Origin of the sequence: Escherichia albertii (assembly GCF_028622335.1) — a bacterium.
Lineage (GTDB): Bacteria > Pseudomonadota > Gammaproteobacteria > Enterobacterales > Enterobacteriaceae > Escherichia > Escherichia albertii.
This window is the reverse complement of sequence record NZ_CP117568.1, coordinates 326,193-352,169: the sequence shown is the minus strand read 5'-3', so window position 1 is coordinate 352,169 and position 25,977 is coordinate 326,193. Positions and strand designations below refer to the sequence as shown.

The 25,977-nt window shown below is 50.9% G+C and carries 21 protein-coding genes, 2 tRNA genes, 3 other RNA genes and 1 pseudogene; 11 read left to right on the top strand and 16 right to left on the bottom strand.

The annotated features are described in order from the left end of the window. Nucleotides 1-3: 3 nt before the first annotated feature. Nucleotides 4-909, bottom strand: coding sequence for a patatin-like phospholipase RssA (rssA, locus tag PS053_RS01720; RefSeq protein ID WP_010342443.1), 906 nt, complete (start codon nucleotides 907-909; stop codon nucleotides 4-6). 112 nt (nucleotides 910-1,021) lie between these two features. Between rssA and PS053_RS01715 the strand changes: the two genes are divergently transcribed. The 7 genes from PS053_RS01715 to PS053_RS01685 all read left to right on the top strand — a co-directional run bounded on the left by PS053_RS01715 (nucleotide 1,022) and on the right by PS053_RS01685 (nucleotide 3,267). After that, nucleotides 1,022-1,480, top strand: coding sequence for a YchJ family protein (locus tag PS053_RS01715; RefSeq protein WP_042326249.1), 459 nt, complete (start codon nucleotides 1,022-1,024; stop codon nucleotides 1,478-1,480). Nucleotides 1,481-1,529: 49 nt separating this feature from the next. Next, nucleotides 1,530-2,372: a formyltetrahydrofolate deformylase gene (gene purU, locus PS053_RS01710; protein ID WP_000555864.1), complete on the top strand. Its 843-nt coding sequence runs from the start codon at nucleotides 1,530-1,532 to the stop codon at nucleotides 2,370-2,372. 158 nt (nucleotides 2,373-2,530) lie between these two features. After that, nucleotides 2,531-2,615, top strand: a tRNA-Tyr gene (locus tag PS053_RS01705). A 43-nt stretch (nucleotides 2,616-2,658) separates the two neighbouring features. Then, nucleotides 2,659-2,790: non-coding RNA, RtT sRNA (locus PS053_RS01700), on the top strand. Between the two features lie 34 nt (nucleotides 2,791-2,824). Continuing rightward, a tRNA-Tyr gene (locus PS053_RS01695) sits at nucleotides 2,825-2,909 on the top strand. Nucleotides 2,910-2,956: 47 nt separating this feature from the next. Then, nucleotides 2,957-3,088: non-coding RNA, RtT sRNA (locus tag PS053_RS01690), on the top strand. 47 nt (nucleotides 3,089-3,135) lie between these two features. Next, a non-coding RNA gene (locus tag PS053_RS01685) (RtT sRNA) lies at nucleotides 3,136-3,267 on the top strand. A 16-nt stretch (nucleotides 3,268-3,283) separates the two neighbouring features. Here PS053_RS01685 and PS053_RS01680 read toward each other — a convergent pair. From PS053_RS01680 to narK, 12 genes are all read right to left on the bottom strand, one after another. Beyond that, entirely contained in the window at nucleotides 3,284-4,381 is a 1,098-nt protein-coding gene (locus PS053_RS01680) for a fatty acid desaturase family protein (RefSeq protein ID WP_059224754.1), read from the bottom strand. Then, a complete protein-coding gene (locus PS053_RS01675) occupies nucleotides 4,368-5,495 on the bottom strand; it encodes a sterol desaturase family protein (protein ID WP_149540882.1) in 1,128 nt (375 codons plus the stop codon). Before PS053_RS01675 ends, PS053_RS01680 begins: the two co-directional genes overlap by 14 nt. Beyond that, nucleotides 5,488-6,105, bottom strand: a complete 618-nt coding sequence (locus tag PS053_RS01670) for a phosphatase PAP2 family protein (RefSeq protein ID WP_059218382.1) — start codon at nucleotides 6,103-6,105, stop codon at nucleotides 5,488-5,490. The genes PS053_RS01675 and PS053_RS01670 overlap by 8 nt, the downstream gene beginning before the upstream one ends. After that, nucleotides 6,102-7,388 (bottom strand): F390 synthetase-related protein, encoded by a 1,287-nt coding sequence (locus tag PS053_RS01665; RefSeq protein WP_137648509.1) that lies wholly within the window; start codon nucleotides 7,386-7,388, stop codon nucleotides 6,102-6,104. The genes PS053_RS01670 and PS053_RS01665 overlap by 4 nt, the downstream gene beginning before the upstream one ends. Continuing rightward, on the bottom strand, nucleotides 7,385-8,191 hold the full coding sequence (locus tag PS053_RS01660; RefSeq protein WP_059216608.1) for an MBL fold metallo-hydrolase: 807 nt from the start codon (nucleotides 8,189-8,191) through the stop codon (nucleotides 7,385-7,387). Before PS053_RS01660 ends, PS053_RS01665 begins: the two co-directional genes overlap by 4 nt. Further along, on the bottom strand, nucleotides 8,169-9,185 hold the full coding sequence (locus PS053_RS01655; protein WP_256879160.1) for an NAD-dependent epimerase/dehydratase family protein: 1,017 nt from the start codon (nucleotides 9,183-9,185) through the stop codon (nucleotides 8,169-8,171). The genes PS053_RS01660 and PS053_RS01655 overlap by 23 nt, the downstream gene beginning before the upstream one ends. Then, nucleotides 9,182-10,189 carry a 3-oxoacyl-[acyl-carrier-protein] synthase III C-terminal domain-containing protein gene (locus PS053_RS01650; protein ID WP_149452122.1) on the bottom strand — a complete coding sequence of 336 codons (1,008 nt, stop codon included), beginning with the start codon at nucleotides 10,187-10,189 and terminating at the stop codon, nucleotides 9,182-9,184. The genes PS053_RS01655 and PS053_RS01650 overlap by 4 nt, the downstream gene beginning before the upstream one ends. A gap of 262 nt (nucleotides 10,190-10,451) precedes the next feature. After that, nucleotides 10,452-11,129 (bottom strand): respiratory nitrate reductase subunit gamma, encoded by a 678-nt coding sequence (gene narI, locus PS053_RS01645; RefSeq protein WP_001160123.1) that lies wholly within the window; start codon nucleotides 11,127-11,129, stop codon nucleotides 10,452-10,454. Next, the gene (gene narJ, locus PS053_RS01640; RefSeq protein ID WP_000571711.1) at nucleotides 11,129-11,839 is read right to left on the bottom strand and encodes a nitrate reductase molybdenum cofactor assembly chaperone; all 711 of its coding nucleotides are present in this window, start codon (nucleotides 11,837-11,839) and stop codon (nucleotides 11,129-11,131) included. Before narJ ends, narI begins: the two co-directional genes overlap by 1 nt. Next, complete coding sequence (narH, locus tag PS053_RS01635; RefSeq protein ID WP_000702660.1) at nucleotides 11,836-13,374, bottom strand: nitrate reductase subunit beta; 1,539 nt, start codon at nucleotides 13,372-13,374, stop codon at nucleotides 11,836-11,838. Before narH ends, narJ begins: the two co-directional genes overlap by 4 nt. After that, the gene (locus tag PS053_RS01630; protein WP_000032864.1) at nucleotides 13,371-17,114 is read right to left on the bottom strand and encodes a nitrate reductase subunit alpha; all 3,744 of its coding nucleotides are present in this window, start codon (nucleotides 17,112-17,114) and stop codon (nucleotides 13,371-13,373) included. The genes narH and PS053_RS01630 overlap by 4 nt, the downstream gene beginning before the upstream one ends. A 393-nt stretch (nucleotides 17,115-17,507) precedes the next feature. Further along, a complete protein-coding gene (gene narK / locus PS053_RS01625; protein WP_000019811.1) occupies nucleotides 17,508-18,899 on the bottom strand; it encodes a nitrate transporter NarK in 1,392 nt (463 codons plus the stop codon). A gap of 338 nt (nucleotides 18,900-19,237) precedes the next feature. Between narK and narX the strand changes: the two genes are divergently transcribed. The 3 genes from narX (at nucleotide 19,238) to ychN (ending at nucleotide 22,332) form a co-directional block, all read left to right on the top strand. Continuing rightward, nucleotides 19,238-21,034, top strand: a complete 1,797-nt coding sequence (narX, locus tag PS053_RS01620) for a nitrate/nitrite two-component system sensor histidine kinase NarX (RefSeq protein ID WP_000918087.1) — start codon at nucleotides 19,238-19,240, stop codon at nucleotides 21,032-21,034. Continuing rightward, entirely contained in the window at nucleotides 21,027-21,677 is a 651-nt protein-coding gene (narL, locus tag PS053_RS01615; RefSeq protein ID WP_001064592.1) for a two-component system response regulator NarL, read from the top strand. Before narX ends, narL begins: the two co-directional genes overlap by 8 nt. A 301-nt stretch (nucleotides 21,678-21,978) precedes the next feature. Next, nucleotides 21,979-22,332 carry a DsrE/F sulfur relay family protein YchN gene (gene ychN / locus PS053_RS01610; RefSeq protein ID WP_001169668.1) on the top strand — a complete coding sequence of 118 codons (354 nt, stop codon included), beginning with the start codon at nucleotides 21,979-21,981 and terminating at the stop codon, nucleotides 22,330-22,332. A 165-nt stretch (nucleotides 22,333-22,497) separates the two neighbouring features. Here the strand turns inward: ychN and chaC are convergent, their stop codons facing one another. After that, nucleotides 22,498-23,193, bottom strand: coding sequence for a glutathione-specific gamma-glutamylcyclotransferase (gene chaC, locus PS053_RS01605; RefSeq protein WP_256879161.1), 696 nt, complete (start codon nucleotides 23,191-23,193; stop codon nucleotides 22,498-22,500). A 164-nt stretch (nucleotides 23,194-23,357) separates the two neighbouring features. Next, a pseudogene (gene chaB / locus PS053_RS01600) lies at nucleotides 23,358-23,435 on the bottom strand (cation transport regulator); the annotation flags it as partial. A gap of 271 nt (nucleotides 23,436-23,706) precedes the next feature. Here chaB and chaA point away from each other — a divergent pair. After that, complete coding sequence (gene chaA / locus PS053_RS01595; protein ID WP_002462059.1) at nucleotides 23,707-24,807, top strand: sodium-potassium/proton antiporter ChaA; 1,101 nt, start codon at nucleotides 23,707-23,709, stop codon at nucleotides 24,805-24,807. 71 nt (nucleotides 24,808-24,878) lie between these two features. Here the strand turns inward: chaA and PS053_RS01590 are convergent, their stop codons facing one another. Then, entirely contained in the window at nucleotides 24,879-25,916 is a 1,038-nt protein-coding gene (locus PS053_RS01590; protein WP_256879162.1) for a radical SAM protein, read from the bottom strand. Nucleotides 25,917-25,977: the final 61 nt, after the last annotated feature.

Here is a 25,977-nt window from a genome sequence, read left to right as displayed (position 1 = left end):
AGGTTAAACGTTGGTTCGCACCAGCGGTAAAAGCTCATCCATTTTCTTCTCAACCGCTTGTTGTCCCGCAGTGATGGCTGCATGTGCACGATGAAAATCGAGCGTAGAAATCTGTGGACAAACAGGTTGAATCAGTATGTCTGGCGGATCCCCCGCCATGCGATTTCTTTTCAGGCGATTCTCCAGCACCTGGATAGAGGTAGTCATAATCTCTGTTGCGGTTGGTGCTGTCACTGCCCGACGCGTCGTAATACTGCTTAATTTTTCTTTCAGACGCGCGTGCCACGGAAGAGAGTCTTCACTCTCGCCGTTATCTTCACTGACATTAAATGAAAGGAGATCTTGTTGCATTAAATGAGCATCGTGCTGAAGATCGACCGCAATCACGATATCAGCGCCCATCGCACGCGTGAGGGAAATAGGAATCGGATTAACAACAGCCCCATCAACCAGCCAGTAGCCGTTATGAGCGACAGGAGCCATCAGACCAGGAATACTGCATGATGCGCGAATCGCAAGATGGAGATCGCCCTCAGTAAACCATAATTCTCGCCCCGTACTTAAATTAGTGGCGACAGCAGCGAAGCGACGTGAGCAATTTTCGATCTCTGTTACGGGCATAATTTCGCGGTACTGATTAAATACGCGTTCACCGCGCAACAAACCACCACGCTGCCAGGAGAGATCCATCAACCGTAAAACATCCCAATAGCTAAAAGAGGTTACCCACTCTTCCAGCGCGGATAAGCGATCACATGCATAGGCTGCGCCCACGAGTGAACCGATTGAACATCCTGCGACAATATCAATTTCAATGCCCATTTTTTTTAGCGCGTTAATGACGCCAATATGCGACCATCCTCGCGCGGCGCCAGATCCTAGCGCCAGCCCTATTTTTATCTTTCTCATTGTTCCTGAAGGCTTCCCCTGGAATGCAGCCGTAGCCACATCGCTACTGCTCGGTTAACATAATGCAACTCAGGCCGTTAATGCGCCGTTATTGTTTCCAGGGAGATTATTTGTGTCTCAGCTTTGTCCCTGTGGTAGTGCTGTCGAGTATAGCCTATGTTGCCACCCTTATGTGTCTGGTGAAAAGGTCGCACCTGATCCAGAACATCTCATGCGTTCGCGTTACTGCGCTTTTGTGATGCAGGACGCAGATTATTTAATTAAAACCTGGCATCCATCCTGTGGCGCGGCAGCGTTACGTGCCGAATTAATGGCAGGATTTGCACATACCGAATGGCTGGGGTTAGCCGTATTTGAGCATTCATACCACGAAGGCGATAACGTGGGATATGTCAGTTTTGTCGCACGTTTTGCCGAGCGGGGTAAAAGCGGCGCAATCATTGAGCGCTCGCGATTTTTGAAAGAAAACGGTCAATGGTACTATATTGACGGTACACGTCCGCAATTTGGCCGCAACGACCCCTGCCCTTGTGGTTCAGGTAAAAAATTTAAAAAGTGCTGCGGCCAATAATGGTTGACAGTACGGTTAAGCAAACACTCTCAACAAGGTTTTTCCAGCAATGCATTCACTCCAACGAAAAGTTTTACGTACTATTTGCCCGGATCAAAAAGGTCTGATCGCGCGTATTACCAATATTTGCTACAAGCACGAGTTAAATATCGTGCAGAACAATGAATTTGTTGATCATCGTACCGGGCGCTTTTTTATGCGTACGGAACTGGAAGGTATTTTTAATGACACCACGTTGTTAGCGGATCTCGATAGCGCACTGCCGGAAGGTTCCGTTCGGGAGCTGACTCCCGCTGGCCGTCGTCGAATTGTTATCCTGGTCACGAAAGAAGCGCATTGCCTTGGTGATTTGCTGATGAAAGCCAATTATGGCGGACTGGATGTGGAAATCGCGGCAGTTATTGGTAACCACGATACTTTACGCTCTTTGGTGGAACGTTTTGATATTCCGTTTGAACTGGTGAGTCATGAAGGATTAAGCCGCAACGAACACGATCAGAAGATGGCGGATGCTATCGACGCTTATCAACCTGACTACGTGGTGCTGGCGAAGTATATGCGTGTATTAACGCCGGAATTCGTGGCACGCTTCCCGAATAAAATTATCAATATTCACCATTCATTCCTGCCAGCATTTATCGGCGCACGTCCGTATCACCAAGCGTATGAGCGCGGCGTTAAGATCATTGGCGCCACGGCTCACTATGTGAATGATAATCTGGATGAAGGCCCAATCATTATGCAGGACGTTATTCACGTTGATCACACCTACACCGCTGAAGACATGATGCGCGCAGGTCGTGACGTCGAGAAAAACGTATTAAGCCGCGCGCTTTACCAGGTACTGGCACAGCGGGTCTTTGTTTACGGCAACCGGACGATTATTCTTTAATCACCAGCAAAAAGAACTGGTTGCCTTTAATCCGTTACGGATGAAAATTACGCAACCAGTTCATTTTTCTCAACGTAACACTTTACAGGGGCGTGTCATTTGATATGATGCGCCCCGCTTCCCGCTAAGGGAGCAGGCCAATAAAAGCATTACCCCGTGGTGGGGTTCCCGAGCGGCCAAAGGGAGCAGACTGTAAATCTGCCGTCACAGACTTCGAAGGTTCGAATCCTTCCCCCACCACCATTATTCATCACAGCGATGTGGTAACTTCGGTGAGATTGTTAAAGTTTGCACTCATCGGGGAAGGGTGAGAACCTTCGATTAAGGTTCGACTCGAGCAAAAGCGAGAGAACGTTGCCGCAGGCAACGGCCCGAAGGGTGAGGTGCGAAGCGACGAATAATCCTTCCCCCACCACCATCTCAAGCATTATCTCAAAATTTGAATTACCCCTGGTGGGGTTCCCGAGCGGCCAAAGGGAGCAGACTGTAAATCTGCCGTCATCGACTTCGAAGGTTCGAATCCTTCCCCCACCACCATCACTTTCAAAAATCCCTGAATTTCCCAAACAAATCCGTAATTGAATATTCTGCCTATACGGGGAAGGATGAGAAGCTTCGACTAAGGTTCGACTCGAGCGCCAGCGAGAGAGCGTTGCCGCAGGCAACGACCCGCAGGGCGAAGCGCGCAGCGCTGAGTCATCCTTCCCCCACCACCATCATTTTCAAAAATCCCTGAATTTCCCAAACAAATCCGTAATTGAATATTCTGCCTATGCGGGGAAGGACGAGAAGCTTCGACTAAGGTTCGACTCGAGCGCCAGCGAGAGAGCGTTGCCGCAGGCAACGACCCGCAGGGCGAAGCGCGCAGCGCTGAGTCATCCTTCCCCCACCACCATTACTTGATTCCATTCTCACTCCTTCGGCTTTTCCCCCATTCGCCGTAAAAACTGCTGCTGTAGCCTCAACAAATCCGCTAACGTTAACAACCGATAATCCAGCCCTTTTTGCCGGGCGATACCTGCAATAATGCGACTTAACGCAGGGTAATGGCGATGATGCCAGTGAGGGAAAAGATGATGAGTAAGATGCAAATTAATCCCGCCCAGCCAGTAGCCAAGCCATGCTGGATGTGGCGTCCAGTCAAAGGTCGTGGAGAAAGTATGCGCCAGCCGCCCTTTCGCCATTTTGCCTGTATCAGGCGGTAATTGCGTATATCCCTTCGCCCAGTGCGTACCAATAATCAACATGACGAAGACCAGTGAAGAGAGCATTTGACTTAGCAGATACGTCAGCAAAATGGTCATAAAGTTGAATACACCAGACAGCAGCCAAAAAGGTAGTATCAAACACATTGCTCCATGCGCCAGCTTACCGACTAAAAAATACCACCAGCCAGCAAAACCACGCAGAGACAGATGACGCGTTACCGGCGTAACGCCTGCGCGATCGAACCAGTCCACCACCCATATATACCAGGGAAAGGTGAGCGCCGCGACCAGCGGCCAGTAGCGATGTTGCTGACGCATAAACGGTCGCCACCGTTGCCACGGAGTCTGGCGAAGAATGCCATTTTCTGCGGTGTCAGGATCGTAAAATTCAATATTAGTAAAGCCGTGATGAAAGCGAACATGGCGCACCCGCCAGCAGTCAGGATCAAGCCCTATCGGGAACGCAACCAATCGGTTAAGCCAGACATTGGCCTTTTTACCGCGCAGAAACGCATCGTGCGAAGCGTCGTGTACAACATTTACTGCCAGCAACATAGCGCAAAACATCATCGCCAGATACCACAATAAATACAGTCCCCACTGATGCTGAGACAACGCCAGTAAATAACAGGAGAAACAAGCAATAACCAGCACCGCCATTTTGGTGAATGCCCAGCCGTCGGCATACCGATGATCGCCTGATTTCGCCAGATAAACTTTCGTATCGTTTTGCAGCTGTTTCACCAGCTGCGGATCATCGGCAGGAAAAATGATTAACCTGTCGGGATTAAACAGGTTCATAGCGTTTCCTTAGCGGCTTACGGCCTATACCAGCCACAAATAACACGCAATGCACCAGCAAAACGCCCGCGACGCCCTTCCAGAGTAAAGTGCTCCATGAGCACATATAAAGAACAAAATAAAGTAGTGACAACGTCACAGATACCCAAAGAATCATCCCCCAACGCTGCCCATCACTGATGCCGCCTAATGCCACCGACCCCACTACCAGCAACAAAAATAATACGACCTGTTCCCTGGTTATAAATTCAATAGCGTAGCCATATTGCTGAATATACCCAAGCACCAACATAAACAGCAGAATCACCCCGCCCCCAACGGCCCACGGTGAACTCTGATATTGGCGTTCAATAACCTGACCAAAAGAGCGTAAGCCCATTAAGCGTAAAAAGGGCAAATTGCTTTCACGCATCGGATTACATGACAAATGACTATTCTTCACACCGAAAGCAACACTGGCATAATCCGGTCCAGTGCTAAACGATCCGAAAAGTTTATCCCACCACAAAAAGGTACCGCCGTAATTAGTGTCTGCGTATTGCTTTTCATTCAGGTGATGAATCCGATGATGCGAAGGCGTGATCAGCACTTTCTCCAGCCAGCCCAGTTTCGGCGTTAGCGCGTTATGATTAAAAAATTGCCAACTGTAGTGAATAATAGAAACCGTCAAAAAAACCTGCAACGGCACACCAAGCACCGCCAGCAGCATAAAAAACGGGATTGAGGTTAGCGAGGAGTACCACGAATTACGCACGCCTAATGACAGGTTATAATGTTCCCCCTGATGATGCACCACATGTACCGCCCACAGCGGGCGCATTTCGTGATGCCAGCGATGCAGCCAGTAAAAGCCGAAATCCCACGCCAGCAGAGTAAATAGCCACAACAAAATCACCGGAGCATGATCAAAAATCCCAAAGCTGAAATGATTAATCACCAGGCTATAACAGAGCACTTCCAGGCAACGAAATAACCACAGCATCATCTGTCCCGAGTTGATATTAAAAATAACGTCCAGCCAGTCAATTTTTTGCCGTCCGGTAAATTGCAACACGCCTGCTTCGGCTAACACAAATAACACCATCAGGATGATGGGAATTAATAAATCACTCATGATTCGTTTTCCTTTCCTGCTTGTTGCGCATATCCAGCCGCGCAGCTATCCAACCGCAACCCGACGCCAGCAACGCGCCGCCTACTAAATCGATAAATAAATGTCTGCGTAATTGCAGAATCGAAAAGGCGATGGCTATCGCCCAGACCACGCTCATCAGCGTCAGCCAACGGTTCCCCTTTTTAGCAATCGCCCATACCGCCAACAGCGTTAGCGCCGCGTGTAAGGAGGGAAAACAGTTCTGGCTTGAGTCAATGGCGATCAGCCTGTTGAGTGCGCCCGCGGATATCCCCATCTGATCAAACGAGGGATAATGCATGGTTGTGGGCCAGAGAAGATAAAATACGCCTGCCACCAGTGCGGAAATTTGCATTGAACGGGCCAGCCAGCGCAGGTGGCAAAGTGGCGTGGATAAATAACCTAATGGCACAATGAAAAAAAACGAGAGATACAGCCACACGGCAGAGGGTGAAAACGCAATTAAATTATCAATTACGGAAGGCGTTAATTGATATCCCTCACCTTGCAGATAGTCGCTAAAGTTGTAGATAACCCCTACAGTTCCCCAGCCCAGCAGCATCTGTTTCAGGCGTAGCAGTAGATTGCTCATGCCCGCCCCCACTGACGCACAATCCGCCGCCGCTTGGCTGCAAAAGCGACTGGAACTGGTTGCGATTCCAGCGACCATATCAATTGCTCAACAGCGATATTCTGGCGCATAAACAAAACATTCAACGCCTCCCGGCAATGTTCCAGCATATCCCGTTCGCAATCTGCTATTAACGTCAACTGCGTTGCCCCGGTTTGTAGCAGGCGATAATCCGTCGTTAGCGGCAGTGTCATTGCCAGCACACGACTACAGGCATCGGCAAAAACGGTCTGAATATCGCCGGATCTTGTTGGTAGTTGCAGTTGGTCATCCTGCCGCCCTTCGATACGCGCAATCGCCATTGTTGCACTGCCACAGGGGCATGGTTGTTCGCTTGCCACCAGCACATCATCCAGTCGATAACGCACTATCGGCTGTGTGGTGCGGGTAAAGTCAGTGATGACTGGCACGAAACGGCGTTCATCCAGCCATTGCGGTTCAATGTGAACAAACTCTTCGTTGAGATGTAACGTTCCACAGCGGCAGGTGGACGCAAGAAAGCCTTCTGTCGCCTGATAAATTTCCCCCACATTGTGGAACACGTTGCGCAATAATTCCCGATCCTGCGGCTCCAGAACTTCCGCCACCGAAATCACTTTTTTGACCTTTAGCGTCAATTCGCCGGCCATCACCGCCAGCGCCAGCGCGCGTAATACCTGGGCAGGTGCGACAATAATCGTGGGCGTCTGCTGTTGCAGACGTTTGAGTTGCGCCTGAAATGGCGCTAGCAGATCGTAAAAATCGAGACTTAACCAGCGATTATTCACACGTTGATAGAGGTTGTTGTCCGCACGCAAAAATAGTGCCACCCGCTCTCTGGCAAATAAACCGTCGGGCAACACTTTTGCCAGCACACCCACGGCCCAAATTTGTTGCTCATGCGGGCTCACAACAAAAAGTCCGCGACACCCGGATGTCCCTGATGAAAGCCCGACGCTGAACTTGCCGATGCAAGGTTTGAAATCACGGCTCTGCTCACTGCGCATTGCACACGCGAGAAGTTCGTCGCGCTTTAAACCTGCGGTATTCATCTCATCGAAATGCGTCATCATTAACGCTTTACCCATCAACGGCCACTGGTTAAAGGGCAACGCCAGATAACGCTGAAACCACGGACTTTGAGATAAGACGTTTTGCCGAAATAGATGCAACCTTTTGGCCTGCCAGTTTTCCAGCGCCTGACGATCGGAGAAATGCAGCCTGCGGGTACGAAAGTAGCGCCAGAGCAGCGTCAACGGGATCATAAATCCCCCTCGTGGCACAATCGAATCTCTACCGCGCCGTTTTGCCAAAGCTGATGTAATTGGCCAAGCGTGTGGTAGTAAGCGTGGCTGTCCGACATAACCAGATGCGCCAGCGGTGAAGGTCCGCGTAGTTCCTGGTAGTTAGCCGGCGCCCATGCGGCATCGCCAGCCAGTAAAACCCAGCCGTCATCTGTCTGCACAAACGCGCCAATATGTCCGGCAGCATGGCCAGGAAGCGGTACGAGGATAATTTCGCCATGGCTTTCTGGCAGCAAATAGCCGCGCTCAAACGGTGCCAGTTCAGAGGGCAAATTCACCGATGCGAAACGTTCAATAAAGCGCAATGAGGACGCGAAATTCTCCGGGAGCAGCGCTGGCACAAAGGCCTGGCGCAGCGCAGAGATGCCGCGCAGAGTGCTTACTTGCCGCCAGCCTTCAGCAGAACAGATGCAGGCGACATCAGGGAAATCGCGCAGACCAGCAATATGATCGGCATGAAAATGCGACAGAATAATCGCATCAATATCTTTCGCTGCGAGACCATGCGCAAAAAGTTGCCGCACCAGCGCCTGTTGCGGTTCAAAATGAACTGGTGTGATCTGGCGATAAAGACGAAATACGCCGGATTGTGTGTAATGTTCGAACCACGAAGAATAGCCGCTGTCCCACAGCCAGCGTTTCTCCCCCACTTCCAGCAGCCAGGCGCGGGCGGGGAATTTACACACCTTCAGCCCTGCCCCTTTCAGCGCAATACAGCCAATATGGGTGCACCAGCCCGTTTCAAATACGGTTATTTTTGCCATGTTCCCTCAGCCACTGTCCTGTGATTGCAATACCTTGCTCCATCGAAAAACGCGGACGATATCCCAGCTCTGCAATGGCCTTTTGCGCGCTCAGCGTCATATCAAAACAGAGTGTTCCGGCACTGTAACGCGTGATCACAGGCTCCTGATTAACACATTTCCCGTACAGTTCCAGGCTGCGCGCGACCAGAGAAAGCAACGGCCAGGGAACGGCAGCAATGTGGTAACTCAAGCCCAGTTGCTGGCGCAGCAAGGCGTCAAGCATCACAGATAACGGCTGCGGCTGATGATTGCTGATGTTGTAAATACTGCCCGAGCGTAATCCTTCAACTTGCGTTGCCAGTTGCATGGCATACACCACGTTTTGCACGAACGTGAGATCCAATAACGCTTCACCACCGCGCGGTAAACGTAGAAGGCCGCCGCCTTGTTGCAGCTGCCGCATCAAACGAGGAACAATCACATTGTCATACGGACCAAAAAGACCGCGCGGACGTAAAAGAATAAACGTTGTGGTCGGATATTGAGATACCACCCCGGCAATAGCCTGCTCAGCAGCGTATTTGCTGCTGGCGTAATAGCTGGAGAATGCCCGGGCAAGATACGTTTCTTGCAGGTCATAATGATGCTGAAAATCAAAATACACCGCGGGCGTGGAGATATGGATAAACCGGGGAATACGCAACCTGCCTGCTGTCTGTGCCAGCATGTTCGTGGCCCTGACGTTAGCTTGCCAAAATGTGGTTTTATCCCCCCAGGGCGAGGACTTTGCCGCACAGTGCCAGACGGCATCGCAGCCTTCCATCAACCGGGCGCAATCTTCCTCAAAAGCCTGAGTTAAATCGAGAGCCACAAATTTCGCGCCTGCGCTTGTCAGGCTTTCGCCAACCTCACGATTTCGCCCTGTTGCCACCACCGAAACACCCGATTCCAGCAAGAATTGTACGGCATTGCGCCCCAGGCCGCTGGTCGCCCCCGTCACGAAGATTTTCACGGTAAAAGCACCATGCCTGCCAGCGTTAATCCCGCCGCCGTGCCAATCAACATCGCAGGTTTATCCGCAGTGAAACGACCGCTAATCACCGCTTCATGCAGCGCCGTGGGTATAGATGCAGCAACCTGATTACCGTAGAAACGGTAGATATCAATGAGCGCAAACTCAGGCACTCGCAGCCGTTTACGCATATGTTCAAGGGAAAGATGACTGGCCTGATGCGGGACAACCGTGCCGATATCAGCCAGTTGCAGGCCACTTTTTTGCAGCAAGCGAGAAAAATAGTCTTCGATAAGCGAAGAGGCAAAGCGAAACAGCGGCTTCCCCTGCATATGAAAAAGGAAGTCGCTATCACTGACGCCTGAACGAGGATTACACCGCGTGCCGCCAGCACGAATTTCACACAGTTCGCTGCCTTCGGGATACATTTCAATCAGACTGGCGATAATCCCGCTGCGACCATTGCCCTGCTCGACAATCGCGCACGCTGCGCCATCACCAAAAATTAATGACGACTCTTCATGATTCCAGTCGATACCACGTGAAGAGATATCCGCTGAGACGATAGCAATTCGTCGATACGCCCCGCAGTTTAATAACCCGGCAGCGACTTCCAGAGCGGAGATAAAACTGACGCAACTGCTGTTGATATCGAATCCGGCAACACCCGCTGGCATTTTAGCCGCTTTAAGAATATGAATTGCGCTACAGGGCAATGCTTGTACGGCAATCGCTGACGCGCAAATTAACAAGTCAATATCACCGGGGTTTAATGCAGCGGCAGACAACGCATTATGCAAAGCGTCTGCCGCCAGTTCGGCCTGACTGGCGTCGTTACTGGCAAAATAGCGCCAGCAAATGCCGGAACGTCGTTCAACATATCCCGCAGGTTTATTTAACCGAACATCCAGTTGTTGTGAGGTGATTTTATCAGGGGGTAAGGCGATCCCCGTGGCAATTATTTTTAATGCTGTGGAGATCGTCGGTTGATTTGGTAGATCCACGGTCAGTGCCCCTTCACTGCTCCAGAGGTGGACCAATCATATAGATGAGGTGCGTTTCCCTACAATCCGAAAAATCGGCAGTGTGTAACCGGCAATTTCAGCAGGCTGACAATGTACGTTGCGTTATGCCGGATGCGGCGTGAACGCCTTATCCGGCCTACAAAAATTTGCTAATTAAATACATTGCAGAATTCTGTAGGCCAGATAAGCGTAGCGCATCTGGCGCGTTGGTGTTTCGCGCCAGACGACTGATTTTCCAGACTTAGTGGCGAGCACGCACCAGTTGATACTTACGCGTCAGATACTCAACCGGCACGCTCCAGATGTGCACCAGACGAGAGAACGGGAACAACAGGAACAGCGTCATCCCCAGCACCAGATGCAAACGGAAGATAAACGCGACGCCATCAAGGTGTTGTGAAGCGCCACCGTGGAATGTCACGACGGCCTGCGCCCAACCAACCAGCTTCATCATCTCGCTACCGTCCATATGCTGGGCGGAGAACGGGATGGTCAGCAGACCCAGCGCGCACTGGATAACGAGCAGCGTCAGGATCAGAATATCTGCCCCAGTAGTCGTTGCACGCACGCGTGGGCTGGTCAAACGACGTTTCAGCAGCAGTACGCCGCCAATCAGGCACAGCACGCCGCTGGCGCCGCCCGCAAACATGGCCATTTTTTGTTTCACTTCAATCGGCAGCCACGCTTCGTAAACCCAGTGAGGCGTCAACATACCGAGGAAGTGACCGACGAAAATCCCCAAAATCCCGATATGGAACAGGTTAGACGCCAGGTTCATCCCTTTACGATCCAGCATCTGGCTCGAAGCCGCACGCCAGGTGTACTGCCCGTAGTCATAGCGCAGCCAGCTACCAATCAGGAAGACCGCCCCGGCAATGTACGGGTAGATATCAAAGAAGAACATATTCAGGAATTGCATTAGTGCTGTCCTCCGGTGGTGATATTCAGATATTGCGGCGCGACGGCACCCGCAAAGCGACGTTGATGGGCAGTGATTGCCGAATCAGCGCAGCCTTTGTCAGCAAAGAACTTGACCTGCTCTTCTTCCCAGACGGCATCCAGCGCCTGCGGTGTGTCATCGCGTGCTTCGTCAGCAATTTTTTCCGCCACTTTATCGCTGTCGATAGCGGTATTCGCCAGTTTGAGCAACAGCTCGAACAACACTGCATAGCGGCTTTCACGCTGTTGCAGGCGCGCACACAGCAACGCCAGAATCGGCGCGATATCCTGTAAGCCGCTTATCGCTTCGCTTTTCGGCAACTGCGCCAGATACTCCAGATACAGTGGCAGATGGTCCGGCAGTTCACGGCTGTTTAACTGCAAGCCGTGCTGTTCGTACTGCGCCAGTAAATCCACCATCGCCTGACCGCGATCGCGAGATTCGCCGTGAACATGCTCGAACAACAGCAGCGACGTTGCGCGACCGCGATCAAACAGTTCACTGTACTGCGCCTGAGCATCCAGCGGATCCATGGCCGTTAAATCGCGCAGGAAAATGCCCAGTGCATGGGCATCTTCTTTCGACAAATTTTCCGCTCCGGCAATAGCCTCGAACACCTCTTGTTGATGCTGCCACAAGGCAGCATCCGGGTATTCAAGGAGACGTGAAACAATCACGAGTTCGATCATGGATGCGGCTCCGTTTTGCTGGTCACATCAATGGCGTCGATACGGCGGCTATTGAACAGATTGAACTTCGTATCTGAACCGTGGCAGCCGTCGCCAAAAGTAAAGCCGCAGCCATTTTTCTCCGGGAAAGCTTCACGCGCCAGTTCGCGATGGCTGCTCGGCACCACAAAGCGATCTTCGTAGTTAGCAATCGCCAGATAGCGATACATCTCCTGAGCCTGAGCTTCGGTCAGGCCAACCTCTTCCAGCGCACGGGTATCAACCTTGCCGTCAACGGTTTCAGCACGTTTGTAATGACGCATCGCCAGCATGCGTTTCAGCGCGCGCAGTACCGGTTTGGTATCCCCTGCGGTCAACAGGTTTGCCAGATACTGTACCGGAATACGCAGACTTTCGACGTCCGGCAGAATACCGTTGCTGCCCAACTCGCCCGCATCTGCCGCAGATTGAATCGGAGACAGAGGCGGCACGTACCAGACCATCGGCAGTGTGCGATATTCCGGGTGCAGCGGCAGCGCCAGTTTCCATTCCATCGCCATTTTATAGACCGGCGACTGCTGGGCGGCTTCAATAACGCTCAGCGGAATACCGTCTTTGATCGCCTGCTCGATGACTTTCGGATCGTTCGGATCGAGGAACACTTCCAGTTGACGCTGGTAGAGATCTTTCTCGTTCTCGGTGCTGGCCGCACGTTCAATGGCGTCAGCATCGTACAGCAGCACGCCGAGATAACGGATACGACCGACACAGGTTTCTGAACACACCGTCGGCTGACCGGCTTCAATACGCGGGTAGCAGAAGATACATTTCTCTGACTTACCACTCTTCCAGTTGAAGTAGATTTTTTTGTACGGGCATCCGGTGATGCACATACGCCAGCCACGACATTTGTCCTGATCGATCAGTACGATGCCATCTTCTTCACGCTTGTAAATCGCACCGCTCGGGCAGGTCGCCACACATGCCGGGTTCAGACAGTGTTCGCACAGGCGCGGCAAATACATCATGAAGGTGTTTTCAAACTGGCTATACATCGCCTTCTGAATGTTGTCGAAGTTCTTGTCTTTCGCCAGTTTGTCAAACTCACCGCCCAGGTCATCTTCCCAGTTCGGCCCTTTTTCAATTTTCGCCATCCGTTCGCCGGTAATCAGCGAACGTGGACGAGCAATCGGCTGCGATTTGCTGCCTTCCGGCGCGGTATGCAGATTTTGATAGTCAAAATCAAACGGCTCGTAATAATCGTCGATTCCCGGCAGATGCGGGTTAGCGAAGATTTTACCCAGCAACATGGCACGGTTACCCATGCGCGGTTGCAGCTTGCCATTGATTTTACGGATCCAGCCGCCTTTGTATTTTTCCTGGTTTTCCCAGTCAGTAGGGAAACCCTGGCCCGGCTTGGTTTCAACGTTATTGAACCACGCGTACTCCACGCCTTCACGGCTGGTCCAGACGTTTTTACAGGTCACTGAACAGGTGTGACAGCCGATGCACTTATCGAGATTCAGCACCATGCCGACTTGTGAACGAATTTTCATTTTACGCTCTCCTGTACCTGGTCATTGCCTTCGCCATCTAACCAATCAATGTTCTTCATCTTACGCACTACAACAAACTCATCGCGGTTAGAACCTACGGTGCCGTAGTAGTTAAAGCCGTATGCCAGGTGGGCATAGCCACCGATCATATGCGTCGGTTTCGGCGTGATACGGGTGACCGAGTTATGGATACCGCCACGCTGTTGCGTGATTTCCGAACCTGGCAGGTTAACGATACGTTCCTGCGCGTGGTACATCATGGTCATCCCTGCCGGAACACGCTGGCTGACAACTGCACGGGCAGTCAGCGCACCGTTGCTGTTGAAGACTTCAATCCAGTCGTTGTCGGCAATCCCCAGCTCTTTGGCATCAGCTTCGCTCAGCCAGACCACCGGACCGCCTCGACCCAGAGTCAGCATCAGCAGGTTGTCGCTGTAAGTGGAGTGGATCCCCCACTTCTGGTGCGGCGTCAGGAAGTTCAGCGCTTTTTCCGGGTTACCGTTGGATTTCTGTCCCATCACCTCTTTCACCGAACGGGTGTCGATCGGCGGACGATAAACCAGCAGGCTTTCACCGAAATCACGCATCCACTGATGATCCTGATACAACTGCTGACGGCCAGAGAGCGTACGCCATGGGATCAGCTCATGAACGTTGGTGTAACCGGCGTTGTAAGAAACGTGTTCATCTTCCAGACCTGACCAGGTCGGGCTGGAGATAATTTTGCGCGGCTGCGCCTGAATATCGCGGAAGCGGATCTTTTCGTCCTCTTTATGCCGCGCCAGATGTGTATGGTCGCGCCCCGTAAACTCGCTCAGCGCCGCCCACGCTTTCACTGCCACCTGACCGTTGGTTTCTGGCGCCAGCGTCAGGATCATCTCTGCGGCATCAATTGCGGTGTTGAGCATCGGCTGGCCTTTCGCCGGACCCTCTGCCTTGGTGTAGTTAAGCTTACGCAGCAGATCCATCTCGCTCTGGGTGTTCCAGGCAATCCCTTTACCGCCGTTACCGATTTTCTCCATCAGCGGGCCGATAGAGGTAAAGCGTTCGTAAGTTGCCGGATAATCACGTTCCACCACCATAATGTGCGGTGCGGTTTTACCTGGGATCAGGTCACATTCACCTTTTTTCCAGTCTTTCACATCCAGCGGCTGCGCCAGTTCAGCGGCAGAGTCGTGCTGGATTGGCAGCGTGACGATGTCGGTTTCTTTACCCAGATGACCAACGCACACCTCGGAGAATTTCTTCGCGATGGCTTTGTAGATTTCCCAGTCGCTTTTCGCTTCCCAGGCCGGATCGACCGCCGCAGACAGCGGATGAATAAACGGATGCATATCCGAAGTATTCATATCGTCTTTTTCGTACCAGGTCGCGGTCGGCAAAATGATGTCAGAATAGAGACAGGTGCTCGACAGACGGAAATCCAGCGTCACCACCAGATCCAGCTTGCCTTCCAGACCGTTGTCCTGCCAGTCCACTTCTTCCGGCTTCACGCCGCCCTGCTGTCCCAGATCTTTGCCCTGGATACCGTGTTCCGTCCCCAGCAAATACTTGAGCATAAACTCATGACCTTTACCGGAAGAACCCAGCAGGTTGGAACGCCAGATGAACAAGTTACGCGGGTGGTTTTTACCGTTTTCCGGCTGTTCTGCCGCAAAGCGAATTGAACCTTCTTTCAGTGACTTGACGGTGTAATCCACCGGATTCATCCCGGCTTTTTCTGCTTCGCGAGCAATAGTCAGCGGGTTAGTGCCTAACTGCGGCGCAGACGGCAACCAGCCCATACGTTCCGCACGGACGTTGAAGTCGATCAAATGCCCTGTGTAGCGGGATTTATCCGCCATCGGCGACAGCAGCTCTTCCGCAGTCACGGTTTCATAACGCCACTGGCTGGAGTGGTTATAGAAATAAGAGGTGCTGTTCATGTGACGCGCCGGACGCTGCCAGTCAAGGGCAAACGCCAGCGGCTGCCAGCCGGTTTGCGGACGCAGTTTTTCCTGACCTACATAGTGCGCCCAGCCGCCACCGCTCTGACCGACACAGCCACAGAAAATCAGCATGTTGATCAGACCGCGATAGTTCATATCGAGGTGATACCAGTGGTTCAGGCCCGCACCGACGATAATCATCGAACGACCATGAGTTTTATCGGCGTTGTCAGCAAATTCACGGGCAATGCGGATAATCTGGCTGCGAGAAACGCCGGTGATCTGCTCGGCCCACGCCGGGGTGTAGGCTTTCACGTCGTCATAGCTGGTCGCGCAGTTAACATCGTTCAGGCCGCGTTCCAGACCATAGTTCGCCAGCGTCAGATCATAAACAGTGGTCACCAGGGCGGAGCTACCATCAGCCAGTTGCAGGCGTTTCACCGGCAGCTTGTGCAGCAGCACGTTTTCCAGTTCCACTTTGTTGAAGTGCTCAGTGCCGTCGCCGCCAAAATACGGGAAGCCCACTTCAGCGATTTCGTCCTGGCTACCGAGAAGACTCAGTTGCAGCTCGGTTTCTTCACCAGTTTTACCGTCGCGCTGCTCAAGGTTCCATTTACCCTTCTCGCCCCAGCGGAAGCCAATAGAACCGTTCGGCGCAACCATTTCGCCATTGGTATTAAAGGCGACAGTTTTCCATTCCGGGTTGTTTTCCTGGCCCAGCGCATCAACCAGATCGGCAGCGCGCAGCATACGGCCTGCTGCATAGTAGCCGTCGCGTTCTTCCAGCATCACCAGCATTGGCATGTCGGTGTAGCGACGCACATAGTCAGTGAAATACTGGCTTGGATTATCGAGGTGGAATTCACGCAACATCACGTGGCCCATGGCCAGCGCCATCGCCGCGTCGGTGCCTTGTTTCGGCGCCAGCCACAGATCGCACAGTTTAGCGATTTCAGCATAGTCCGGCGTTACGGCAACAGTTTTAGTCCCTTTGTAACGCACTTCGGTAAAGAAGTGAGCGTCCGGGGTACGAGTTTGCGGAACGTTAGAACCCCAGGCGATGATGTAGCTGGAGTTATACCAGTCAGCAGATTCTGGTACGTCAGTCTGCTCGCCCCAGGTTTGCGGAGACGCTGGCGGCAAGTCGCAATACCAGTCATAAAAACTCAAGCAAGTACCACCAATCAGAGAAAGATAACGGGCACCTGATGCGTAAGAAACCATCGACATTGCCGGAATTGGCGAGAAGCCAGCGACACGGTCCGGACCGTAGTTTTTGATGGTGTAAACGTTAGATGCGGCGATCAGTTCGTTCACTTCCTGCCAGGAAGAACGAACAAAACCACCGCGTCCACGCGCCTGCTTAAAGCTTTTCGCTTTATCGGCGTCTTCAATGATGGAAGCCCACGCCTCAACCGGATCGCTATGCTGCGCTTTTGCTTCACGCCACATTTTCATCAGGCGCTTGCGCATCATTGGATATTTCAGACGGTTGGCGCTGTAGAGATACCAGGAATAGCTGGCGCCGCGCGGGCAGCCACGAGGTTCATGGTTGGGGAGATCCGGGCGGGTACGCGGATAGTCAGTCTGCTGGGTTTCCCAGGTGACCAGACCGTTTTTAACGTAGATTTTCCAGCTACAGGAGCCGGTGCAGTTTACCCCGTGGGTAGAACGGACAATTTTGTCATGTTGCCAACGCTGGCGATATCCATCCTCCCAGTCCCGGTTGGTATCGAGAAGCTGGCCATGCCCATCGGCAAAAGTTTCACCCTTCTGTTTGAAGTAGCGAAACCGGTCCAGGAATTTACTCATCGGTTTTCTCCTGTGGGAGCCTGTCGGCTCTCTGATAAATCGACATTGCTAATGTTTAATGTGAAGGTAACGCTCTGAAACGGCGTGAGAATTGATAACGATCAAGAGTGATGGGGATGAAAAATAAAGTAAATTCCTAAGATACTCCTTTCGGATAACAGATAAAGTTAACCTAATAGCATGTTATATAAAGGATATTTTCTTCTCGTTTATTTTATGGTTTCAGATTTTTATACAGTTGGGTATTAGGGAGTATCCCCCTGGGATGATATATAAATAGCGCTTATTTAAATCCGTTAAAAATAAATCACGCTTTTTAAGGATGTTGTAACTAACACAACAATAAAAAAGGCGCGGCATTACGCCGCGCAAAGGATAATCAAATATTACGATTTATTTTTTAGAATGCCGACCATATACCGCCCAGGTGATCACCACGCAGGCGATATAGAAAATCAAAAATACTTTCATTGCGCCGACTGGCGAACCTGTCAATGCCAACGAGCTACCGAAAGCTTTCGGGATGAAGAAGCCGCCAATAGCGCCAATCGCAGAGATAAAGCCCAGTGCCGCTGCGGTATCGGTTGCCGCTTCGCGCATTGCACGTTCGTCAGATCCCCCTTCAGCTTTCACGCGATCCATCGTCAGTTTACGGAAGATCACGGAAATCATCTGGAAGGTGGAACCGCTACCCAGCCCTGCCGTCAGGAACAACGCCAGGAAGACTGCGAAGAACGCCATAAAGCTTCCGCCTTGCCCGTCAGTCGGCAGAGTGAGGAATAGCAGCCCACTGAAAATCGCCATCAGCACAAAGTTCACCAGAGTTACGCGTGTACCGCCCAGACGGTCAGACAATGCGCCCCCTGCGGAACGTGCCAGTGCGCCAATAAACGGTCCGAAAAACGCGTATTGCAGAATTTGCACATCCGGGAACTGCGTTTTCGACAGCATAGCAAAGCCCGCGGAGAAGCCGATAAAGGAACCGAAGGTGGCCAGATACAGCAGGCTCATAATCCACAGATGCCCACGTTTGAGTACCGGCAACTGCTCTTTGATGGACGCTTTCGAGGTAGCAAGGTCGTTCATGCCAAACCATGCGGCAATGGTGAAGATGGCAAGGAACGGCACCCACACCCAGGATGCGTTAGCCAGATACAGCTCGGTGCCATCCGGTTGTGTTACACCCTGGCTACCAAACGCAGCGAAAATAGACAGTGATACCACCAGCGGGGCAACCAGTTGCATAACGCTGACGCCCATGTTACCCAGGCCGCCATTCAGACCCAGCGCACCACCCTGCTTCTGCTTCGGAAAGAAGAAACTGATGTTTGCCATACTGGATGCAAAGTTAGCGCCAGCAAAGCCGCACAGCAGAGAAATGATAATGAAAACGCTATATGGCGTGGAGGTATCCTGCACGGCAAAACCCAGCCAGACGCAAGGAATAATCAGAATACCGGTACTAAACGCCGTCCAGCGACGACCACCGAAGATTGGAACCATAAAGGAGTATGGAACACGTAATAGCGCCCCGGAAACCGAAGGGAGCGCCGTCAGCAGAAAGAGCTGATCGGTCGTAAAATTAAAGCCGACTTTTGGTAAGTTTACCGCAACAGCACTGAACAGCATCCATACGCAAAATGCCAGCAGCAGACAGGGAACGGAAATCCACAGGTTGCGGCTGGCAATACGTTGACCACGTTGTTGCCAGAACGCAGGATCTTCCGGTCGCCAATCTGTAATGACAGCTCCAGTAGCCCTTTCGGGGGCAGATGAGTGACTCATAGACACCTCTGATATTCATTTCGATGTCTGCCACCTTAGAGGCTGTAGCCAAAGGTAATTTGATATAAATCAAATAATAAGATAACTTTATCTATCATTGATATTTATCATTACCCATAGTGAGTACGGTCGCTTTATAAAAATTATGAGTCTTTTCACGGCACTGTAAACCCCATACTCTTACTGATATAAAACACCTAACCACACGGCAAATAAGGAGTAACTCTTTCCGGGTATGGGTATACTTCAACCAATAACCGAGAATACTCCCATTCCACTATTTATCGTCATATTCATTAAGGTTATTGCTTATTCAAAGCCTGCAGGAAGAGGTTTACATGCTTAAACGTTGTCTCTCTCCGCTCACCCTGGTTAATCAGGTTGCGCTTATCGTTTTGCTTTCCACCGCCATTGGACTGGCGGGGATGGCGGTTTCCGGCTGGCTGGTACAAGGTGTACAAGGCAGCGCACATGCCATCAACAAAGCGGGATCGCTACGAATGCAAAGCTATCGCCTACTGGCGGCGGTGCCATTAAGCGAGAAAGACAAGCCATTGCTGCAGGAGATGGAACAAACTGCCTTTAGCCCCGAATTAAGCCGTGCCGCCGAACGTGATGGACAACAAGCGCAATTGCAAGGTTTGCAAAATTACTGGCGTAATACTCTGGTGCCGGGTCTGCTACATGCACAAAACCGAGAAGCAGTGTCAGCAGACGTCAGTCAGTTTGTTGCCGGACTTGATCACCTGGTCTCTGGTTTCGACCGTACAACGGAAATGCGTATTGAGACAGTTGTGATGGTCCATCGAGGGATGGCGGTGTTTATGGCGCTATTACTGGTCTTCACTATCATCTGGCTACGAGCTCGATTGCTACAACCGTGGCGACAATTGTTAGCGATGGCGAGCGCGGTAAGTCACCGTGATTTCAGCCAACGAGCCCATATCAGCGGCCGCAATGAAATGGCGATGTTAGGAACAGCGCTGAACAATATGTCTGCGGAACTGGCAGAAAGTTACGCCATCCTTGAGCAGCGGGTACAGGAAAAAACTGCCGGTCTGGAACATAAAAATCAGATCCTCTCTTTTTTGTGGCAGGCTAACCGCCGACTGCATTCCCGCGCGCCGCTGTGTGAACGTTTATCGCCAGTGCTCAATGGTCTACAAAATTTAACGTTGCTGCGTAATATCGAACTGCGGGTGTATGACACAGATGATGAAGAGAACCATCAGGAATTTACCTGCCAGCCAGATATGAGCTGTGACGATAAAGGATGTCAACTTTGCCCGCGCGGGATATTACCCATTGGCGATCGCGGTACAACCCTGAAATGGCGACTGGCTGATTCTCATACGCAGTACGGCATTTTGCTTGCGACTCTGCCACAAGGCCGTCATCTCAGCCGCGATCAACAACAACTGGTGGATACGCTGGTTGAACAACTCACCGCCACTCTGGCGCTTGATCGCCATCAGGAACATCAGCAGCAGTTGATTGTGATGGAAGAGCGTGCCACCATTGCGCGCGAACTGCATGATTCTATTGCTCAATCACTCTCTTGTATGAAGATGCAGATCAGTTGTTTACAGATGCAGGGCGACGCTCTGCCAGAAAGCAGTCGTGAGCTGTTAAGCCAGATCCGTAACGAACTGAATGCCTCCTGGGTGCAGTTACGAGAACTGCTTACCACGTTCCGTTTGCAGCTCACAGAACCCGGATTGCGTCCAGCGCTGGAAGCCAGTTGCGAAGAGTACAGTGGCAAATTCGGCTTCCCGGTAAAACTGGATTATCAGCTTCCACCGCGCCTGGTACCTTCGCATCAGGCAATTCATCTGTTGCAAATCGCCCGAGAAGCCTTAAGTAACGCTCTCAAGCATTCGCAAGCCAGTGAAGTCATTGTTACGGTGGCGCAAAACGATAATCAGGTCAAACTGACCGTCCAGGATAACGGCTGCGGAGTGTCTGAAAACACCATCCGCAGCAATCACTACGGCATGATCATTATGCGCGACCGAGCGCAAAGTCTGCGTGGCGACTGCCGCGTTCGCCGTCGTGAATCAGGTGGCACCGAGGTGGTAGTCACCTTTATTCCCGAAAAAACTTTCACAGAAGTCCAAGGAGATACCCATGAATAATCAGGAACCGGCTACTATCCTGTTGATCGACGATCATCCGATGTTGCGAACTGGTGTGAAACAGCTTATCAGCATGGCCCCCGATATCACGGTGGTGGGTGAAGCGAGCAATGGCGAACAGGGTATTGAGCTGGCCGAATCACTCGATCCTGATCTGATCTTGTTGGATCTAAATATGCCCGGTATGAACGGTCTGGAAACTCTGGATAAACTGCGCGAGAAGTCACTTTCCGGCCGCATTGTGGTGTTCAGCGTCTCTAACCACGAAGAAGATGTGGTCACTGCGCTGAAACGCGGCGCAGATGGCTATCTGTTAAAAGATATGGAACCCGAAGATCTGCTAAAAGCGCTGCATCAGGCCGCTGCAGGCGAAATGGTATTGAGCGAAGCATTAACACCGGTTCTCGCCGCCAGTCTGCGTGCTAACCGCTCCACAACGGAACGCGATGTAAACCAGTTAACTCCGCGCGAGCGCGATATTCTGAAGCTGATCGCCCAGGGCTTGCCAAATAAGATGATCGCCCGCCGCCTGGATATCACAGAAAGCACAGTAAAGGTGCACGTAAAGCACATGCTGAAAAAAATGAAGCTCAAATCTCGTGTGGAAGCCGCGGTATGGGTACATCAGGAACGCATTTTCTGATTACGGTTCCCGGCGCGGTTCGCCATTCGGCATTACGCCGAAAAGTACAACAAACATTAGCGTGATCTCATTGGAGGAGACACGCTGCCTTCCATCACCGACAATCGCCAGCGATTGATTGCCCCTTCTCCTCCCAAAAAATGAATAACCGCAGTGTTAAAGCAGCGTGATGACAGAGCATTTTTGTCGTACTCTCTTCAGCTTTCAGACAAGTCCTTAAAAATGTGACCGATTGGTCAGACGGCGCAGAAGCAGTAAGATAGAAGATAAATGTCTAATTCCCTGAATACAGGAGTAAATAATGCAAAAAATCGTGATTGTTGCCAATGGCGCGCCCTACGGGAGCGAATCCTTATTTAACAGTTTGCGGCTGGCCATTGCGTTACGAGAGCAGGAGAGCAATCTGGATCTACGCCTGTTTCTGATGTCCGATGCCGTCACTGCCGGGTTGCGCGGACAAAAACCTGGGGAAGGCTACAACATTCAGCAAATGCTGGAGATCCTCACCGCCCAGAATGTCCCCGTGAAATTGTGTAAAACCTGTACTGATGGACGCGGGATCAGCACACTCCCGCTGATTGATGGCGTGGAAATTGGCACCCTGGTGGAACTGGCGCAATGGACGCTGGCAGCCGATAAAGTGCTCACGTTTTAATACCTGAATGGGGCGTTTGAGCTCACACTGACGCCCTGTTGCCACAAAGGTCAGATTATTGAAAAAGCGTGCGTCGTTGATATCAGATGCGACGCCAACATCTTCTCTGACCGACGACGTTTTGCAGACTCAATATGTTGCAATTTACTGCCGGACTGATATCTATCAAGAAAAACCAGGTCGTAACACGCCATCAGGGAAATTATCCGCTACCAGCCTTTTCACTGACGCCAGCAAATCATTCAGGCCATCATCCTGCATCCCCAGTTTGATAAGCTCCTGCTCCAGAGAAAACAGGTATTGTGCGTTGCTTCCCTGCGGGCCGCTCGCCGCAGCAATTAACGGAGCAATCACCTGAGCGCGGGTATCAGATTCATATTCTGGATGACGCGGGTCCATAATGAACACCAACGCATTAACTGTGCGCCCATCATCAAGATTAAGCTGACACCAGGTTGGCAGATAGCAGCCGGTAATCATCTCTCGCTTCCACAGCAAGGTCAGTTCCTGTTCCAGCGTCTCTTCCGGCAGGCGATATGCCACGCCCGTGGTGCGCCCGCCTTCTTTCAGTGCAAGCATCCGTCCCGGCTGGTGCGCGGTTCCCCGCCCGGCAGTCAGGCGCAGACAGAACGCACGATGCCACCCAACAAGTGTACCGGTACAGGACTCGGTAAACTCCAGCGCCGGATTCCACATCAACGATCCATAACCGAAGATCCACACTGGCCTCTCATCAGGGCGACAAGCCAGCGTAGCCGCCAGCGAGGCCGCCCGTTGTTCTGCCGACCATAAAAGTGAGTCTTCAATGGCGCCAAATGCCGTTTTACAATCGGCATTCATCAAGAAATCACGAGTTATCACCTTACACCTCCGCCACTGCCTACTTCCCTGCGATCACTTTTCTGGTGTCTTCCGAACATTTTTACTGCTCATTTTGAAATCACTATCGGGACAATATGCATTTATCAGACCACTTGCAAGGTAACGCCGCACGAATCGTCTGGATTAACCCACAGGTAAAAAATTTTATAGATATTCAGATAATGGGACGGTAGTACGTGTTTTACTCTTTCCGGCAGAAAATTTTTCGTTTTATACGGCACTATTGGCTTCTTTTTTTTAAATGTGAACGCTAAGCGTGGCTAACAATATCCACACATGCCAGCTTATCTGAATTTTCACGTTAGAATTTTCTTAAGCAACGCTAATACAAACATTGCCTAAACATATTGATTATTTCCATGCCTCACAGAGTAAAAAAACGGCAATGGGGTAAAAATTCGTAAAATGTTACCGATATCTGGACACTTTCTGTTATTTTTTCTACCTATTTATTACATTTTCACCAAATTCACCTGCAAAGGAATAATCATAATGACAAACGCTCATGAGGCGGTAAAGACCCGCCACAAGGAGACCTCGCTTATTTTCCCGGCCCTGGCGCTGGTGGTGCTGTTCCTGTGGGGAAGCAGTCAGTCACTACCAGTGGTCATTGGCATCAATCTTCTTGCGCTTATTGGTATTTTAAGCAGTGCCTTCAGCGTTGTCCGTCATGCGGACGTATTAGCCCATCGTCTGGGTGAACCTTACGGCTCGCTCATCCTTAGCCTTTCTGTTGTGATTCTTGAAGTCAGTTTGATTTCAGCCTTAATGGCGACCGGCGATGCCGCACCGACATTAATGCGCGATACGCTCTATTCAATTATTATGATTGTTACCGGCGGACTGGTTGGTTTTTCATTACTGCTGGGTGGGCGTAAATTTGCCACTCAATATATGAACTTGTTTGGCATTAAGCAGTATTTGATTGCCCTGTTTCCGCTGGCAATTATTGTTCTGGTATTTCCCATGGCGCTGCCTGCCGCGAATTTTTCTACCGGCCAGGCGATGTTGGTCGCATTAATTTCTGCCGCGATGTACGGCGTATTCTTGCTGATTCAGACTAAAACGCATCAGAGTTTGTTTGTCTATGAGCATGAAGATGACAGCGATGATGACGATCCACATCATGGAAAACCATCTGCTCACAGTAGCCTGTGGCATGCCGTCTGGCTGGTTATCCATCTGGTTGCCGTTATTGCGGTCACCAAAATGAACGCCAGTCCGCTGGAAACATTACTCACCAGCATGAATGCGCCAGTGGCCTTTACCGGTTTTCTGGTGGCGCTGTTAATTCTGTCACCGGAAGGTTTAGGCGCGTTAAAAGCGGTTTTAAACAATCAGGTTCAGCGCGCGATGAATCTGTTCTTTGGCTCCGTGTTAGCAACAATTTCACTTACCGTACCTGTCGTGACGCTGATTGCCTTTATGACAGGCAACGAATTGCAGTTTGCTCTTGGCGCTCCAGAGATGGTCGTAATGGTGGCCTCCTTAGTGCTATGCCATATCTCCTTTTCCACCGGACGTACTAACGTGCTCAACGGCGCGGCGCACCTGGCACTGTTTATCGCCTATTTAATGACGATATTTGCCTGACGACGGCCTTTCCCCCGATGACGAAAATCGGGGGAAGTTTTTCTCCCCTCCCCCTCATACAGAGAGCTGTATCAGGCCAAATACTGGCGAATATCGGAAGGCGCATAATTTTGTTCCCACAGGGCCCTCATCATCAACATATAAGGTTCAACATAAGAGAAAAAAGACTGATAGCTTTCGCAAAAATAATTGAGGGCTGGAAGGCCGTTTCGGGAAAACGCGATACGCTGTTTCGGACAACCGCCGTGACAGGCGAATTCTATATTACAACTCATACACTCCGCTGCCAGTAGCGGTTTACACTGTTCGACTATTTGATTCTTTGTACTTTTCCGCGTTGTGAACGCACTAACATCAAATGATGCGAAAACACAATTCGGCGCAGGTAATCCACACCACGACGCAAAAGCGTGCTCAAAAACAGGGATTTTTATCGTTCCAATATCCAGACGAACCCAGGTGTAAAAAATCGTTTTCAAAAAGATCCCTAATGCTGCTGGCGCAAGGCTGTGCGTATCTCCCCCTTCTTGAGCAAGCGGTTCAAGCAGAGGGATAAACTGCATATGGCGACTGCCCAGATTTTTAAGATAGTGATATATCTGCAGAGGTTGCTGGCTATTTATAGCGTTAATAACGGTCAGAGTGCTAAATTCAACATCATGTTTTCGCAGCAATCTCACCGCCGCTTCAATCTGGCGAGCCGTTGGTTTATCAGAAATCGTGTCGCAGAGATTATTATGCAACGAAGTATTAACATTCACTGAAATGCTAATAATAAACTGATATCTTTTGAAAAATTCACACCAACTGTCATCCAACAGAACACCATTGATCAGTACGATATTAATAATTTTCTTACCTTGTACAACTTGCTGTTGTAACTTAATGACTCGCTTAAAGAAGTTAAGCTTGTCAGGTGTTAGTTCCTGAATTTGCCAGAAAAATATCACATTACCCGTTTTATGAGCATTGATTTTCTGACGAATAAATAACTGTAACGTCTCATCATCTGAATTGCACGTTGTACATTCAGAGCAGGACTGGACCTTATCGAAATAGCAATACGAACAACGTAAATTACAGGATGTACTGGCACATTTCATTATCATTCTTATGGTCCTGTTTCTGTTTGTTTTATAATGCGTAAGGGAATGATGCAATCCACAAAAT